Below are 16,274 nucleotides of genomic sequence, written 5' to 3'. Positions count from 1 at the left end.
GGGGTGGTGGGGGTGTCACTCCCAGTCCCAGTCGATGCCGAGGATGCCCGAGCGGACCCTAGGCTCGACGAAGTGCACCGAGTGGTGGGCGGTGAGGGGCAACTCCTGACGGCCGCTGCGGGGTGCCGCCGCCGAGTGCTGGGCGAAGCGGTGGCAGCGCACCGGGAGGGTGTGCTCGTGGAAGCGGATCTGGAGCGCGTACTGACCCCCCGCGGGGCCGAAGCCACGGACGTACTCGCCGCAGGCGTCCGCGGTGCCGTCCTCGACGGCGTACCGGAAGAGATGGGTGTCGCCGGCGCGCAGACGGGTGTCGAAATGGAGTTCGGCGACGAGGACGCCGGTGTCCTGATGGCGGCGGACGCGGCCGGTGCGGCAGTTCTCCAGGGCGTGCACGGCCATCCGGTCGGGGAGGCAGCCGGGGTCGCCGTGGTGGACGGCGACGAAGCGGTCCACCCCGTCGCGGTGGGCGCGCACGATGTGGTGGGAGTCGCGGCCGAGGAGTTCGCGGCGCGGGCCGATGTCGACGCGCTCGTGGTGGCCGAGCATGTGCAGCCCGCCGTCAAGGGGGATGCCGAGGTCGTCGAGGAGTTGTTCCAGGACGCCGGAGGCCGCGACGAGGGAGCGGTAGGAGCGGGCGGCGGCGCGTGAGCCGGTGGGGTGGCGTTCGTCGGCGTCGCCGAGGAGCCGTATCAAGGACTCCTCGGGCAGTTGCAGGATCTCCTCCAGGGCGCGTACGGCACGCAGGGACTCGGGGCGCTGCGGGCGGCGGGCGCCCTGCTGCCAGTAACTCAGGCTCGTGACGCCGACCTTCACACCGTGCCGCGTCAGATGGTGCTGGACGCGCTGGAGCGGCAGTCCCCGGGCGGCGATCGCGGCGCGCAGGGCGACGTGGAAGGGTCCGCCTCGCAGGGCCGAGTCCAGTTCCGTGGTGGTGATGTCCTGCTGTTCCACGGGCTGAGTGGCGTGCGGCATGCAGGGGCCTTTCTGTCACTGTTCGCTACGGCTGGTCGGACCGTTCGCGCCGGTCGTGGGGCCACCCCCGTCGGCGCCGGGCCGTGCTTCGCTCCGTCGCGCCGTCGTTCTCTGCCCCGAGTTCCCCCGCATTGAAGCGTGTTGACCAAGTCCCGACAACACCTGTTGCCCAACAGGGTCGTACTTCCGGACGGGGTGTCCTGGGTGTGGTCGGGTTGTCCGGGGGTGGGGCCCGGGGGTGCCAGGGGACCGGAACGGCCTCCCCCGGCGGGGTGGGGGAGGAGACGGTCGAACATGATTACGCAGAGTGATGGCCGGGGTGGTTCGCAGGCAGCACGGAGTGTCACTGCTCGCCAGTAGGGTTGGAGACATGGCCGATCCCTCCAGCTACCGCCCCAGGCCGGGTGAGATCCCGGACTCCCCGGGGGTGTACCGATTCCGCGACGAGCACCGCCGGGTGATCTACGTCGGGAAGGCGAAGAGCCTGCGTCAGCGCCTGGCGAACTACTTCCAGGACCTGGCCGGACTCCACCCGCGCACCCGCACGATGGTCACCACGGCCACGTCCGTGGAGTGGACGGTGGTGTCCACGGAGGTCGAGGCCCTCCAGCTGGAGTACTCCTGGATCAAGGAGTACGACCCCAGGTTCAACGTCAAGTACCGCGACGACAAGAGCTACCCGTATCTCGCGGTGACGATGAACGAGGAGTTCCCACGCGTCCAGGTGATGCGCGGTCAGAAGAAAAAGGGCGTCCGCTACTTCGGACCGTACGGACACGCCTGGGCGATCCGCGACACCGTCGACCTGCTCCTGCGGGTCTTCCCGGTGCGTACGTGCTCGGCCGGTGTCTTCAAGAACGCCTCCCGCACCGGCCGCCCCTGTCTGCTCGGCTACATCGGCAAGTGCTCCGCGCCCTGCGTCGGCCGGATCTCCCCCGAGGACCACCGGGAACTCGCCGAGGAGTTCTGCGACTTCATGGCCGGCCGCACCGGCACCTATCTGCGCCGCCTGGAGAAGCGGATGATGGAGGCGGCCGACGAGATGGAGTACGAGCGGGCCGCCCGGCTGCGCGACGACATCGAGGCCCTGAAGAAGGCCATGGAGAAGAACGCGGTCGTGCTCGCCGACGCGACCGACGCCGATCTCATCGCGGTCGCCGAGGACGAGCTGGAAGCGGCCGTGCAGATCTTCCATGTGCGCGGCGGACGGGTGCGCGGCCAGCGCGGCTGGGTCACCGACAAGGTCGAGGAGATCACCACCGGCGCCCTGGTCGAACACGCCCTCCAGCAGTTGTACGGCGAGGAGAGCGGGGACGCCGTGCCCAAGGAGGTGCTGGTCCCGGCCCTGCCCGACCCGGTCGAACCGGTCCAGCAGTGGCTCGCCGACCGGCGCGGCTCCCAGGTCTCCCTGCGGATCCCGCAGCGCGGCGACAAGAAGGCGCTGATGGAGACCGTGCAGCGCAATGCCCAGCAGTCGCTCGTGCTGCACAAGACCAAGCGCGCCTCCGACCTGACCACCCGCTCCCGCGCGCTGGAGGAGATCGCCGAGGCCCTCGATCTGGACAGCGCCCCGCTGCGGATCGAGTGCTACGACATCTCCCATCTCCAGGGCGACGACGTGGTGGCGTCCATGGTCGTGTTCGAGGACGGCCTCCAGCGCAAGAGCGAGTACCGCCGCTTCCAGATCAAGAGCTTCGAGGGCCAGGACGACGTCCGGTCCATGCACGAGGTGATCACCCGCCGCTTCCGGCGCTACCTCGCCGAGAAGGAGCGCACCGGGGAGTGGGGCGACGAGGGCGGCCTGACGGCGGACACCCCCCTCACAAACGGCGCCGACACCGACCTGACCAGCACGGACGGCGACGACCTGCTGCCCGTCGCGGGGCTCAAGGACGACGACGGGCGGCCGAAGAAGTTCGCCTATCCGCCGCAGCTCGTGGTGGTCGACGGCGGACGCCCCCAGGTGCTGGCGGCCCGCCGTGCCCTGGACGAACTGGGGATCGACGACATCGCGGTGTGCGGGCTGGCCAAGCGGCTGGAGGAGGTGTGGCTGCCGGACGACGAGGACCCGGTCGTCCTGCCCCGCACCAGCGAGGGCCTCTATCTGCTCCAGCGCGTCCGCGACGAGGCGCACCGTTTCGCCATCACCTACCAGCGCAGCAAACGGGCCAAGCGCTTCCGGGCCGGCCCGCTGGACGAGGTCCCCGGACTGGGCGAGACCCGTAAGCAGGCGCTCATCAAGCACTTCGGTTCGGTGAAGAAGCTGAGATCCGCGACAATTGATCAGATCTGTGAGGTCCCGGGCATAGGCCGTAAGACGGCGGAGACCGTGGCCGCGGCCCTCGCCCGGGCGGCCCCGGCCGCACCCGCCGTGAACACGGCGACCGGGGAGATCATGGAGGACCAGGACGACGAGGCGCCCGAGACGACGGCGGGGGCCTCACCAGGGGAGCCCGTGACAGCGAGCACCCCGGACGAGCGACGGGGGATGGAGACATGAACGAGCACGAGAAGCAGAGCACATCAGAACAGGGAACCGCGCCCCATGAGACAGGCGCGGACGCCACCCGCCCCGGTGCGCGGCAGCACGACCCCGAGCCGGGCGCGCAGGGCGCCGGGCAGGCGGCCCAGGGCGACAGCGGGCCGCAGCAGCGCGAAGGAGAGCAGGTGAGCGCGGACGCCTCGGCGCCGGGCATCCCGGACACGGCCATCCCCGAACTGGTGATCATCTCCGGTATGTCCGGGGCCGGCCGGTCCACCGCGGCCAAGTGTCTGGAGGACCTCGGCTGGTTCGTGGTCGACAACCTGCCGCCCGCGCTGATCCCCACCATGGTGGAGCTGGGCGCCCGCTCGCAGGGCAATGTGGCGCGGATCGCGGTCGTGGTCGACGTACGGGGGCGGCGGTTCTTCGACAACCTCCGCGAGTCGCTCGCCGACCTGGAGTCCAAGCACGTCACCCGGCGGATCGTGTTCCTGGAGTCCTCGGACGACGCGCTGGTGCGCCGCTTCGAGTCGGTGCGCCGCCCGCACCCGCTCCAGGGCGACGGCCGGATCGTGGACGGCATCGCCGCCGAGCGCGAACTGCTGCGCGAGCTGCGCGGTGACGCCGACCTGGTGATCGACACCTCCAGCCTCAATGTGCATGAGCTGCGCGCCAAGATGGACGCCCAGTTCGCCGGGGAGGAGGAGCCGGAGCTGCGGGCGACGGTGATGTCGTTCGGCTTCAAGTACGGGCTGCCGGTCGACGCCGACCTGGTGGCGGACATGCGGTTCCTGCCCAACCCGCACTGGGTGCCGGAGCTGCGGCCCTTCACCGGCCTCAACGAGGAGGTCGCCGGGTATGTCTTCAACCAGCCCGGCGCCAAGGACTTCCTCGACCGCTATGCCGAGCTGCTGCGGCTGATCGCGGCCGGGTACCGCCGTGAGGGCAAGCGGTATGTGACCATCGCCATCGGCTGCACCGGCGGCAAGCACCGCTCGGTCGCGATGTCGGAGAAGCTCGCCGCACGCCTCGCGGCCGAAGGTGTGGAGACGGTGGTCGTCCACCGGGACATGGGACGCGAATGACCGACCGTAATCCCCGGCTGGGCCGACTGCGCCGGACGGCGGCCGAGGGCCGTCGGACGGCGACCGAAGGCCGGTCGGCCCCGGCCGTGCGCGGCGGCCGGACGCGCCGCAGGGGCGCCCAGCCCAAGGTGGTCGCGCTCGGCGGTGGCATGGGCCTGTCCGCCTCGCTCGCCGCGCTGCGCCGGATCACCGGCGACCTCACCGCCGTCGTCACCGTGGCCGACGACGGCGGCTCCAGCGGGCGGCTGCGCGACGAGATGGGTGTGCTGCCGCCCGGCGATCTGCGCAAGGCGCTGGCCGCGCTGTGCGGGGACGACGACTGGGGGCAGACCTGGGCCCGGGTCATCCAGCACCGCTTCCAGTCCGAGGGCGAGATGCACGGCCACGCCGTGGGCAATCTGCTGATCGTCGCCCTCTGGGAACAGCTCGGCGACCATGTGCAGGCCCTCGACCTGGTCGGCAGACTGCTCGGCGCGCACGGCCGGGTACTGCCGATGTCGGCCGTGCCGCTGGAGCTCCAGGCCCTGGTGCGCGGCCACGACCCGGTCCTTCCCGAACAGGTCGACACCGTGCGCGGACAGGCCAATGTGGCGCTCACCCCGGGCGAGGTCCAGTCGGTCCACCTGGTGCCGAACGACCCGCCGGCCGTGCCGGAGGCGGTGGCGGCGGTGCTGGACGCCGACTGGGTGGTGCTCGGCCCCGGCTCCTGGTTCTCGTCGGTCATCCCGCATCTGCTGGTGCCCGAGCTGCTCGACGCGCTGACCGAGACCAAGGCCCGCCGGGTACTCTCGCTGAACCTCGCCCCGCAGCCCGGAGAAACCGACGGCTTCTCCCCGCAGCGTCATTTGGAGGTTTTGGGACGACACGCCCCTAAACTCGCCCTGGACGTGGTGCTGGCCGACTTGGCCGCCGTACCCGACCGCGACTCGCTGACCGACGCCGCCAAGCGGTTCGGAGCCGCGGTGGAGCTGGCGACGGTGGCCCGGACCGACGGCACTCCGCGGCACGACCCGGAGCTGCTGGCCGCCGCGTACGACCGTATTTTTCGGATGCATGGAAGGATCGGCCCATGGCGATGACGGCAGCGGTGAAGGACGAGATCTCCCGGCTCCCCGTCACCCGGACCTGCTGCAGAAAGGCGGAGGTCTCCGCGATTCTGCGGTTCGCCGGCGGCCTTCACCTGGTGAGCGGGCGCATTGTGATCGAGGCGGAGCTGGACACGGCGATGGCGGCCCGCCGCCTCAAGCGGGACATCCTGGAGATCTTCGGGCACAGCTCGGAACTGATCGTGATGGCACCGGGCGGGCTGCGCCGCGGTTCGCGGTACGTGGTGCGGGTGGTCGCCGGCGGCGATCAGCTGGCCCGGCAGACCGGCCTGGTCGACGGACGGGGCCGGCCCATCCGGGGGCTGCCGCCGCAGGTGGTCTCCGGGGCCACCTGCGATGCCGAGGCGGCTTGGCGGGGCGCGTTCCTCGCCCACGGTTCGCTCACCGAGCCCGGCCGGTCCTCCTCCCTGGAGGTGACCTGCCCCGGCCCCGAGGCCGCGCTCGCGCTGGTCGGCGCCGCGCGTCGGCTGTCGATCGCCGCGAAGGCCCGTGAGGTGCGGGGCGTGGACCGGGTGGTGGTCCGCGACGGCGACGCGATCGGCGCGCTCCTCACCCGGCTCGGCGCGCATGAGTCGGTGCTGGCGTGGGAGGAGCGCCGGATGCGGCGCGAGGTCCGTGCCACCGCCAACCGGCTGGCCAACTTCGACGACGCCAACCTGCGGCGGTCGGCCCGCGCCGCCGTCGCCGCCGGGGCGCGGGTGGCCCGCGCGCTGGAGATCCTCGGCGACGAGGTCCCCGAGCACCTCGCCGCGGCCGGGCGGCTGCGCATGGAGCACAAGCAAGCCTCGCTGGAGGAGCTGGGCGCGCTCGCCGACCCGCCGCTGACCAAGGACGCCGTGGCCGGCCGGATCCGCCGGCTGCTCGCCATGGCCGACAAGCGCGCCACGGACCTGGGCATCCCGGGCACGGACGCCAACCTCAGCGAGGACCTGGTCGACACGGTCGCCGGCTGACCCCGAACGGACCCGACCCCACGCAACGGGGCCGGGTCCGGGCCCGTACACAACGGGGGCGCTCGCAGGAGTCGGAGCCGGAGTCGGAGCCGGAAACGGTCCGGTCGTACCCGACGAGGCCGTTCCGACCGTACGCAACAACCCTCGGGTCCGATCCGGTCATGCCCGACGGCGCCGAGGCGGCGCTCCCCCACGAAGCCCGGCCCGCTCGTACGCGACAGCGGCCAGCCCCTTCGTACGCGACAGCGGCCGACGCACACATACGCGACAGCGGCCGGCCCGCACACACGCGACAGCGGCCGGCCCGCTCGTACGGCACACGGATCAGGCCAGTCGTACGCCACGGAGACAGGCGGTGGAACGCCGAGTCCAGCCCACCCCACCGCCCCGCCACCCCCTTCCCCCACCCCCTTCCCCCACTCCCCTCGACCGCACCCCCACCGCCCCCGGTGTGTCGCAGTCTTGATCCGCACCCTTGACTCGATCATGAGGTGTCATGAGCCTTTCAGGCATTCGCCACTGTGGCGGACACTTGCTAGGGGGGTTCATGAGACCTAGAGCGAGATCGATCCTCGCTGTCGGCGCGCTCCTGACCAGCGGAGCGCTCATCGCACCCATCGCCCAGGCACAGCCCGGCAGCGCACCCGCCGCCGTCCCGACCTCGTCCGGCGCGGACGAGGTCAAGGTGTTCCGGGCCGAGGTCACCAAGGAGCAGATCCCGCTCCTGCTGGCCGCGGGCCAGGACGCGCACGAACTCACGGAGCAGGCGCCCGAGCAGGGCACCGCGTCCGTCGAGGTCTTCCTCACCGACGAGCAGGCCGACGCGCTGCAGGACCAGGGCGTCGATCTCGCCGAGCACAAGGTCTCGGCCAGGGCCGAGGCCCGGACCGAGTCCAACGCCGACGGCGTCTTCCGGCCGTACGGCGGCAGCGGGGGGCTCAAGGAGGAGATCCTGCGGACGGCCCGGGAGAACCCGGGTCTCGCCAAGGTCGTCTCCATCGGCAGGACGGTCCAGGGCGAGAACATCCTCGCCCTCAAGCTGACCAAGAACGCCAAGACGTCCAAGGACGGCTCCAAGCCCTCCGTGCTGTACATGTCCAACCAGCACGCCCGCGAGTGGATCACCCCGGAGATGACCCGGCGGCTCCTCCACCACTACGTGGACAAGTACGACGACGACCGGCGGATCAAGAAGATCGTCGACTCCACCGAACTGTGGTTCGTGCTCTCGGCCAACCCCGACGGCTACGACTACACGTTCGAGCACGAGGACAACCGCCTCTGGCGCAAGAACATGCGGGACGTGAACGGCGACGGCGCCATCTCCACCGGCGACGGCGTCGACCTCAACCGCAACTTCGCCTACAAGTGGGGCTACGACAACGAGGGCTCCTCCCCGAACCCCACCAGCCAGACGTATCGCGGCGCGAGCCCGGGTTCCGAGCCCGAGACCAAGGCGATCGACGCCTTCCAGCGCCGGATCGGCTTCGACTACGGCATCAACTACCACTCCGCCGCCGAACTCCTCCTCTACGGCGTCGGCTGGCAGGTCGCCACCTCGACCCCGGACGACGTCGTCTACAAGGCGCTCGCGGGCACCCCCGAGAACTCCGCCATCCCCGGCTACCGCCCCCAGGTCTCCTCCGAGCTGTACACCACCAACGGCGAGGCGGACGGACACGCGGCCAACGTCAACGGCGTCGCGATGTTCACCCCGGAGATGTCCACCTGCCAGACCGTCTCGGCCAGTGACCCGGACGACGAGTGGAACGCCGCCGACTGTCAGTCCGGCTTCAACTTCCCGGACGACGAGGGGCTGATCCAGAAGGAGTTCGAGACCAACATCCCCTTCGCGCTCTCCGTCGCCGAGTCCGCCGCCACCCCGGACCGCCCCAAGTCCTCGGTCGGCATCGACGCCCCCGACTTCACCCCGGCCCCCTTCACCACCTCCTACGCGCGCGGCGGCGACCAGGAGGTCTCCGTCGTCGCCCGCAAGTCCGTGCGGGACAAGGAGCTGAAGTATCGGGTCAACGGTGGCCGCACCCACGACCAGAACCTGAAGCCCTGGAAGGGCGGCGAGGTCTACGGCGGTGAGGACAACCTCCACTTCGACGAGTACCGGGCCGAGGTCGAGGACGGCGGGCCCGGCGACCGGGTCGAGGTGTGGTTCACCGGCGAGACCCGCTCCGGCAAGGAGGTCAGGAGCCAGCGCTTCACCTACACCGTCGCCGAGCGGCCCCGCGCCGACACCCTCGTCGTCGCCGAGGAAGGCTCGGCCGGTACCGCGGCCACCCAGGCCCGGACCTACGTCGACGCCCTGAAGGCCAACGGCCGCAAGGCGGTCGTCTGGAACGTCGCCCAGCAGGGCGCCCCCGACGCGCTCGGCGTGCTCGGCCACTTCGACACCGTCGTCCACTACACGGGCGCCGCCGTCCCCGGCAACCCCACCCAGCTCCAGCTGCGCGCCTACCTCAACGAGGGCGGCCGGCTGATCGAGGCGGGCGAGCGCGCCGGCGGCAATGTCGACCTCGGCGGCGGCACCCCGTCCAACGACTTCGGCCAGTACTACCTCGGCGCCTACTCCCGGACGAGCCTGCCCGGCGCCACCGCCTTCCAGGGCGGCGGCAGACTGGCGGGCGTCTCCGGACCGCTCGGCGCCGCGCCCGGCAACCCGCTCGACACCGCCGGGTCCTTCAGCGTGACCTCCGACACCCTGCCGGTGACCGACTACCCGCAGTTCCGCAGCGCGGGCGCGGGCGGCTACCCCGGCACAGTCAACCCGTACGGGCCGTACGCGGGCTCCTCCATGGCCGCCGTCAAGCACTCCGACTACGCCTGGAACCGCCTCACCCGCACCATCGACCTCACCTCGGTGACCGCCGCCGACCGGCCCAGCCTCAGCACCCGGCTGCTGTGGGACACCGAGGAGGGCTACGACCACGCCCTGCTGGAGGCCCGTACCGCGGGCGGTGACGACTGGACCACGCTCCCCGAGGCCGGCGGCGCCACCGGCACCACCGTGCCCGCCGAGTGCGAGGCCGGGTTCCTCCTCCAGGCCCACCCCGCGCTCACCCGCTATCTGACCCGCGGCGCGGACGGCTGCACCGCCTCCGGCACCAGCGGCTCCTGGAACAGCCTCACCGGCGCCTCCAGCGGCTGGCAGCAGGTCTCCTTCGACCTGTCCGCCTACGCCGGGAAGACCGTCGAGCTGTCCCTGAGCTATGTCACCGACCCGGGCACCGGCGGTCGCGGTGTCCTCGCCGACGAGGCCGGACTGGTCGTCGGCGGCACGGCGACCGGCACCGAGGGCTTCGAGACCTCGCTCGGCGCCTGGGCCGTCCCGGGACCGCCCACCGGCAGCCCCGCCGTGGTCGAGGACTGGGCCAGGACCGGAGAGCTGTTCCGCACCCACGGCGCCGTGACCACCGACGACACCGTGCTCCTCGGCTTCGGCCTGGAGCATCTGACATCGGCGTCCGACCGGGCGGCCCTCGTCCGCCGGGCCCTCGCCTCGCTCGACAGTTGAGCCGTCGGCCGCACATCTGAACAGCCTCCGGCACGGCGATCGCGGCGGCCCGTACCCCCTACCGATGGGTACGGGCCGCCGTGTCGTGTATAGGCCGTCTCGATGTCACCCCGGCGGCATCGGAGAGGTAGGGTCGGTGGTGGTCGGGGACATCCCAAATACAGCTCGCCGGTAGCTAGAGCCGGCGTAGGCAACGAGGAGATCGGTTCGTGACGATCCGCGTAGGCATCAACGGGTTTGGCCGCATCGGTCGTAACTATTTCCGCGCGCTGCTGGACCAGGGCGCCGACATCGACATCGTGGCTGTCAACGACCTGGGTGACACCGCCACCACCGCGCACCTGCTCAAGTACGACACCATCCTGGGCCGCCTCAAGCAGGAGGTCTCGCACACCGCCGACACCATCACGGTCGACGGCCACACCATCAAGGTGCTCTCCGAGCGCAACCCCTCCGACATCCCGTGGGGCGAGCTGGGCGTCGACATCGTCATCGAGTCGACCGGCATCTTCACCAAGAAGGCGGACGCCGAGAAGCACATCGCCGGTGGGGCCAAGAAGGTCATCATCTCCGCCCCGGCGAAGAACGAAGACGTCACCATCGTGATGGGCGTCAACCAGGACCAGTACGACCCGGCGAACCACCACGTCATCTCCAACGCCTCCTGCACCACCAACTGTGTGGCGCCCATGGCGAAGGTCCTGGACGAGAACTTCGGCATCGTCCGCGGTCTGATGACGACGGTCCACGCGTACACCAACGACCAGCGGATCCTGGACTTCCCGCACTCGGACCTGCGCCGCGCCCGCGCCGCCGCGGAGAACATCATCCCCACCACCACGGGCGCCGCGAAGGCCACCGCGCTGGTGCTGCCGCAGCTCCAGGGCAAGCTCGACGGCATGGCGATGCGCGTGCCCGTGCCCACCGGCTCGGTCACCGACCTGGTCGTGGAGCTGAGCCGCGAGGTCACCAAGGACGAGGTCAACGCCGCGTTCAAGAAGGCCGCCGACGGCGAGCTGAAGGGCATCCTCTACTACACCGAGGACCCGATCGTGTCCTCCGACATCGTCAGCGACCCGGCCTCCTGCACCTTCGACTCCTCCCTGACCATGGTCCAGGAGGGCACCTCGGTGAAGGTCCTCGGCTGGTACGACAACGAGTGGGGCTACTCCAACCGCCTCGTCGACCTCACGGTCTTCGTCGGCGACCAGCTCTGATCCCCAGCGCGGGCCACTTCGTGTGAGGCAGGGCTCGGGCAGCGCACGGCCGCGCTGTCCGAGCCCTGACGCACGTACGGACCCCGCCGAGCCGCGGACGGCCCCCGGCGCGCACGCGGCCCGACCCGCTCTCCTACGATCAAGAGTCCCTGACCAGGAGTAGTCCATGAAGACGATTGACGAACTTCTCGCCGACGGTGTGGACGGCAGGCGGGTCTTCGTCCGCGCCGACCTGAACGTTCCGATGGCGGACGGCCTCATCACCGACGACGGCCGGATCCGCGCCGTGCTGCCCACCGTCAAGGCGCTGGCCGACGCGGGCGCCAAGGTGATCGTCGCCTCCCACCTCGGCCGCCCCAAGGGCGCCCCGGACCCGAAGTTCTCCCTCCTCCAGGCCGCCGAGCGGCTCGGTGAACTCCTCGGCGCCCCCGTCGCGTTCGCCGAGGACACCGTCGGCCCCGCCGCCCACGCCGCCGTCGACGGACTGGAGCCCGGCCAGGTCGCGGTCGTCGAGAACCTGCGCTTCAACGCCGGTGAGACCAGCAAGGACGACACCGAGCGCGGCGAGTTCGCCGACCGGCTCGCCGCCCTCGCCGACGTCTACGTCGGTGACGGCTTCGGCGCGGTCCACCGCCGGCACGCCTCCGTCTACGACCTCCCGGCCCGCCTCCCGCACTACGCCGGCTTCCTGATCGCCACCGAGGTCGGCGTCCTGAAGAAGCTCACCGAGGACGTCAAGCGCCCCTACGTCGTCGTCCTCGGCGGCGCCAAGGTCTCCGACAAGCTCGCCGTGATCGACGAACTGCTCGGCAAGGCCGACCGCATCCTCATCGGCGGCGGCATGGCGTACACCTTCCTCAAGGCCAAGGGCCACGAGATCGGCACGTCCCTCCTCCAGGAGGACCAGATCCCGGCCGTCCTGGAGTACGTCGAGCGCGCCGAGAAGACCGGCGTCGACCTGGTGCTGCCCGTCGACGTGGTGGTCGCCCCGCGGTTCCCCGACCTGTCGGACCAGGCGCCCACACACCCCACCACCGTCGCCGCGGACGCCGTCCCGGCCGACACCATGGGCCTGGACATCGGTCCGGAGACCCGCAAGCTGTACGCCTCGAAGCTCACCGACGCCGCCACCGTCTTCTGGAACGGCCCCATGGGCGTCTTCGAGCACCCCGACTACGCCGAGGGCACCAAGGCGGTCGCCCAGGCACTCCTCGACTCCCCGGGCTTCACCGTGGTCGGCGGTGGCGACTCCGCCGCCGCCGTGCGCACCCTGGGCTTCGACGAGGGCGCATTCGGCCACATCTCGACCGGTGGCGGCGCCTCCCTCGAATACCTTGAGGGCAAGACGCTCCCCGGCCTCGCCGCACTGGAGGACTGACCCCGCATGACGACCCGTACGCCCCTGATGGCGGGCAACTGGAAGATGAACCTCAACCACCTTGAGGCCATCGCGCACGTCCAGAAGCTCGCCTTCGCCCTGGCCGACAAGGACTACGAGGCCGTCGAGGTCGCGGTCCTGCCGCCCTTCACCGACCTGCGTTCCGTGCAGACCCTGGTCGACGGCGACAAGCTGAAGATCCGCTACGGCGCCCAGGACCTCTCCGCGCACGACTCCGGCGCCTACACGGGCGAGATCTCCGGCCCGATGCTCGCCAAGCTGAAGTGCACCTATGTCACCGTCGGTCACTCCGAGCGACGGCAGTACCACGCCGAGACCGACGACATCGTGAACGCCAAGGTCAGGGCCGCCTTCAAGCACGGTCTGACCCCGATCCTGTGCGTGGGCGAGGAACTGGAGGTCCGCGAGGCGGGCCACCACGTCACCCACACCCTCGCCCAGGTCGAGGACGGCCTCAAGGACATCACCGCCGAGCAGGCCGCCACCCTCGTGATCGCCTACGAGCCCGTCTGGGCCATCGGCACCGGCAAGGTCTGCGGCGCCGAGGACGCCCAGGAGGTCTGCGCGGCGATCCGCGGCAAGCTCGCCGAGCTGTACGCCCAGGACGTCGCCGACCAGGTCCGCATCCAGTACGGCGGCTCCGTCAAGGGCGGCAACGTCGCCGAGATCATGGCGCAGGCCGACATCGACGGCGCGCTGGTGGGCGGGGCCTCGCTGGACTCGGACGAGTTCGTGAAGATCGTCCGCTTCCGTGACCAGTGATGATCGCGCAGTGAGGAGCAGTGAGTAGGCGCTAGCGGCGTTACGTCGTACCCTTGCGGGGGCCGTAGGCTTGGCCACCGGTCCGGCCGCCTCCGCGCGGCCCGGCCCCGGGCTCCGGCCCCCGTCGTCGTCGATCCAGATCCGAGGAAGTTGGTCCAGCCGTGGTAATGGGGTTCTCGATCGCCCTGATCGTCTTCAGCCTGCTGCTGATGCTGCTGGTGCTGATGCACAAGGGGAAGGGCGGCGGCCTCTCCGACATGTTCGGTGGCGGTATGCAGTCCTCCGTCGGCGGCTCCTCGGTCGCCGAGCGCAACCTCGACCGCATCACCGTGGTCGTCGGTCTGATGTGGCTCGCGTGCATCATCGTCCTCGCCCTGCTCATGAAGCTGGACTGACGACCCCCGCGAACCCGATCCGTACGTAACGCCCCATGTTCGGTACGCGCTGCTGAGCGCGGCCTATCATGGGGCGTGCGTCTATGTGCGGGGTCTGTAACTCCAATCACTGGACGCGCGTTGGGCCTTACGTAGACTGAGGCGCTCGCAGCGGAGCGGAACGCCGACTCGCTTCGCGGCACCATCACGCAGGGAGTTACGACCGTGGCAAGTGGCAACGCGATCCGAGGAAGCCGGGTCGGGGCGGGGCCGATGGGCGAGGCCGAGCGCGGTGAGTCCGCTCCGCGTCTGCGCATCTCCTTCTGGTGCTCCAACGGGCACGAGACACAGCCCAGCTTCGCCAGCGACGCACAGGTGCCCGAGACCTGGGACTGCCCGCGCTGCGGCTTCCCGGCCGGGCAGGACCGGGACAACCCGCCGGCCCCCCCGCGCACCGAGCCGTACAAGACCCACCTGGCGTACGTCCGGGAACGGCGCAGCGACGCGGACGGGGAGGCGATCCTCGCCGAGGCCCTCGCCAAACTGCGCGGCGAGATCTAGAGGGAGAGACCGGCCGGGTGCCCACAAGGTGCCTGGCCGGAGCTGGTTGCGGGCCGGCCGCGGCTTTGCGCTGGGCTAGGTTGGGACCATGAACGCAGACGGCCGTACCAGGCTCCATCAGACGCCCGAGTGGACCGCTCTGGCCAACCACCGCGACCAGCTCGCGGACACCCATCTGCGGGACCTGTTCGCGGCCGACCCGGACCGCGGAACCGGCTACACCGCACAGGTCGGCGACCTGTACGTCGACTACTCCAAGCACCTCGTCACCGACGAGACCCTGCGACTGCTGCGTGAGCTGGCCGCCGCCACCGATGTCTTCGGGCTGCGCGACGCCATGTTCCGCGGCGAGAAGATCAACACCACCGAGCACCGGGCCGTGCTGCACACCGCGCTGCGCGCCCCGCGGGACGCCGTGATCGAGGTTGACGGCGAGAACGTCGTCCCGAAGGTGCACGCCGTCCTCGACCGGATGGCAGGCTTCGCCGACCGGGTCCGGTCGGGGGAGTGGACCGGCTTCACCGGCAAGCGGATCAGGAACGTCGTCAACATCGGCATCGGCGGCTCCGACCTCGGCCCCGCGATGGCCTACGAGGTGCTGCGCGCCTTCACCGACCGCGCCCTCACCCTCCGCTTCGTCTCCAATGTCGACGGCGCCGATCTGCACGAGGCCACCCGCGATCTGGACCCGGCCGAGACCCTGTTCGTCATCGCCTCCAAGACCTTCACGACCATCGAGACGGTCACCAACGCCACCTCCGCCCGGACCTGGCTGCTGAACGCGCTGGGCGACGAGGCGGCCGTCGCCCGGCACTTCGTGGCGCTGTCGACCAACGCCGAGAAGGTCGCGGAGTTCGGGATCGACACCGCCAACATGTTCGAGTTCTGGGACTGGGTCGGCGGCCGTTACTCGTACGACTCGGCCATCGGGCTCTCTTTGATGATCGCCATCGGACCCGACCGCTTCCGGGAGATGCTGGACGGCTTCCGCACCGTCGACGAGCACTTCAGGACCGCCCCCGCGGAGTCCAACGTCCCGCTGCTGCTGGGCCTGTTGGGCATCTGGTACGGCAACTTCCACGACGCCCAGTCGCATGCCGTGCTGCCCTACTCGCACTACCTGTCGAAGTTCACCGCGTACCTCCAGCAGCTCGACATGGAGTCCAACGGCAAGTCGGTGGACCGCGAGGGCCGCCCCGTGGAGTGGCAGACGGGACCGGTGGTGTGGGGGACCCCCGGCACCAACGGTCAGCACGCCTACTACCAGCTCATCCACCAGGGCACCAAACTGATCCCGGCGGACTTCATCGGCTTCGCGGAGCCGGTGGCCGAGTTGAGCGACGAACTGAAGGCCCAGCACGATCTGCTGATGGCCAACTTCTTCGCCCAGACGCAGGCCCTCGCCTTCGGCAAGACGCCGGAGGAGGTACGGGCCGAGGGGGTGCCGGAGGACCTGGTCGCGCACAAGACGTTCCGAGGCGACCACCCGACCACCACCCTCCTCGCCCGTGAGCTGACGCCGTACGTCCTCGGCCAGTTGATCGCCCTGTACGAGCACAAGGTGTTCGTGCAGGGGGCCGTGTGGAACATCGACTCCTTCGACCAGTGGGGCGTGGAGCTGGGCAAGGTCCTCGCCAAGCGGGTCGAGCCCGCGCTGACCGAGGGGGCCGAGGTGCCGGGCCTGGACGCGTCGACCCGGGCGCTGGTGACGCGGTACCGCACCCTGCGCGGACGGGACTGACCCCGGCCGGACGTACGGGGGCGGGCGTCGTACGGGGGCGGGCGTCCGCCCCCGTACCCCCGGAGCGACGCCACCGCGCTCAGGCCCGGGGCTACG

General features: G+C 70.7%; 12 protein-coding genes. 11 read left to right on the top strand and 1 reads right to left on the bottom strand.

Annotated elements, in window-relative coordinates; genetic code table 11:
• Positions 1–15: 15 nt before the first annotated feature.
• Positions 16–972, bottom strand: coding sequence for a hypothetical protein (locus tag ACIQNG_RS27305; RefSeq protein WP_401488626.1), 957 nt, complete (start codon positions 970–972; stop codon positions 16–18).
• Between the two features lie 370 nt (positions 973–1,342).
• Here ACIQNG_RS27305 and uvrC point away from each other — a divergent pair, with 370 nt between their 5' ends.
• The 11 genes from uvrC (at position 1,343) to pgi (ending at position 16,178) form a co-directional block, all read left to right on the top strand.
• The gene (uvrC, locus tag ACIQNG_RS27300) at positions 1,343–3,472 is read left to right on the top strand and encodes an excinuclease ABC subunit UvrC (RefSeq protein WP_401488624.1); all 2,130 of its coding nucleotides are present in this window, start codon (positions 1,343–1,345) and stop codon (positions 3,470–3,472) included.
• Positions 3,469–4,539 carry an RNase adapter RapZ gene (rapZ, locus tag ACIQNG_RS27295; RefSeq protein ID WP_401488623.1) on the top strand — a complete coding sequence of 357 codons (1,071 nt, stop codon included), beginning with the start codon at positions 3,469–3,471 and terminating at the stop codon, positions 4,537–4,539. The genes uvrC and rapZ overlap by 4 nt, the downstream gene beginning before the upstream one ends.
• Positions 4,536–5,618 carry a uridine diphosphate-N-acetylglucosamine-binding protein YvcK gene (yvcK, locus tag ACIQNG_RS27290; RefSeq protein ID WP_401488622.1) on the top strand — a complete coding sequence of 361 codons (1,083 nt, stop codon included), beginning with the start codon at positions 4,536–4,538 and terminating at the stop codon, positions 5,616–5,618. The genes rapZ and yvcK overlap by 4 nt, the downstream gene beginning before the upstream one ends.
• Positions 5,609–6,598 (top strand): DNA-binding protein WhiA, encoded by a 990-nt coding sequence (gene whiA, locus ACIQNG_RS27285; RefSeq protein WP_401427428.1) that lies wholly within the window; start codon positions 5,609–5,611, stop codon positions 6,596–6,598. Before yvcK ends, whiA begins: the two co-directional genes overlap by 10 nt.
• A gap of 547 nt (positions 6,599–7,145) precedes the next feature.
• Positions 7,146–10,124: a M14 family zinc carboxypeptidase gene (locus tag ACIQNG_RS27280; RefSeq protein ID WP_401488620.1), complete on the top strand. Its 2,979-nt coding sequence runs from the start codon at positions 7,146–7,148 to the stop codon at positions 10,122–10,124.
• 209 nt (positions 10,125–10,333) lie between these two features.
• Positions 10,334–11,341 (top strand): type I glyceraldehyde-3-phosphate dehydrogenase, encoded by a 1,008-nt coding sequence (gap, locus tag ACIQNG_RS27275; protein ID WP_401427432.1) that lies wholly within the window; start codon positions 10,334–10,336, stop codon positions 11,339–11,341.
• Between the two features lie 166 nt (positions 11,342–11,507).
• Positions 11,508–12,719 (top strand): phosphoglycerate kinase, encoded by a 1,212-nt coding sequence (locus ACIQNG_RS27270; RefSeq protein WP_401488618.1) that lies wholly within the window; start codon positions 11,508–11,510, stop codon positions 12,717–12,719.
• 6 nt (positions 12,720–12,725) lie between these two features.
• Complete coding sequence (tpiA, locus tag ACIQNG_RS27265; protein ID WP_401488616.1) at positions 12,726–13,502, top strand: triose-phosphate isomerase; 777 nt, start codon at positions 12,726–12,728, stop codon at positions 13,500–13,502.
• Between the two features lie 167 nt (positions 13,503–13,669).
• Positions 13,670–13,897 (top strand): preprotein translocase subunit SecG, encoded by a 228-nt coding sequence (gene secG, locus ACIQNG_RS27260; RefSeq protein ID WP_401427438.1) that lies wholly within the window; start codon positions 13,670–13,672, stop codon positions 13,895–13,897.
• Between the two features lie 204 nt (positions 13,898–14,101).
• Positions 14,102–14,437 (top strand): RNA polymerase-binding protein RbpA, encoded by a 336-nt coding sequence (locus ACIQNG_RS27255; RefSeq protein ID WP_078637775.1) that lies wholly within the window; start codon positions 14,102–14,104, stop codon positions 14,435–14,437.
• Between the two features lie 88 nt (positions 14,438–14,525).
• Entirely contained in the window at positions 14,526–16,178 is a 1,653-nt protein-coding gene (gene pgi / locus ACIQNG_RS27250; protein ID WP_401488613.1) for a glucose-6-phosphate isomerase, read from the top strand.
• Positions 16,179–16,274: the final 96 nt, after the last annotated feature.

This window comes from Streptomyces sp. NPDC091377 (genome assembly GCF_044757045.1).
GTDB lineage: Bacteria > Actinomycetota > Actinomycetes > Streptomycetales > Streptomycetaceae > Streptomyces.
Note: the sequence above shows the minus strand (reverse complement) of the source record. Positions and strands in the feature narration are given on the sequence as shown.

What these genes read in the sequence shown, in the direction of transcription:
- whiA (WP_401427428.1), top strand. Translation starts at nt 5,609, where the DNA reads ATGGCGATGACGGCAGCGGTGAAGGACGAGATCTCCCGGCTCCCCGTC.
- yvcK (WP_401488622.1), top strand. Translation starts at nt 4,536, where the DNA reads ATGACCGACCGTAATCCCCGGCTGGGCCGACTGCGCCGGACGGCGGCC.
- rapZ (WP_401488623.1), top strand. Translation starts at nt 3,469, where the DNA reads ATGAACGAGCACGAGAAGCAGAGCACATCAGAACAGGGAACCGCGCCC.
- pgi (WP_401488613.1), top strand. Translation starts at nt 14,526, where the DNA reads ATGAACGCAGACGGCCGTACCAGGCTCCATCAGACGCCCGAGTGGACC.
- uvrC (WP_401488624.1), top strand. Translation starts at nt 1,343, where the DNA reads ATGGCCGATCCCTCCAGCTACCGCCCCAGGCCGGGTGAGATCCCGGAC.
- tpiA (WP_401488616.1), top strand. Translation starts at nt 12,726, where the DNA reads ATGACGACCCGTACGCCCCTGATGGCGGGCAACTGGAAGATGAACCTC.
- ACIQNG_RS27305 (WP_401488626.1), bottom strand. Translation starts at nt 972, where the DNA reads ATGCCGCACGCCACTCAGCCCGTGGAACAGCAGGACATCACCACCACG.
- secG (WP_401427438.1), top strand. Translation starts at nt 13,670, where the DNA reads ATGGGGTTCTCGATCGCCCTGATCGTCTTCAGCCTGCTGCTGATGCTG.
- ACIQNG_RS27280 (WP_401488620.1), top strand. Translation starts at nt 7,146, where the DNA reads ATGAGACCTAGAGCGAGATCGATCCTCGCTGTCGGCGCGCTCCTGACC.
- ACIQNG_RS27270 (WP_401488618.1), top strand. Translation starts at nt 11,508, where the DNA reads ATGAAGACGATTGACGAACTTCTCGCCGACGGTGTGGACGGCAGGCGG.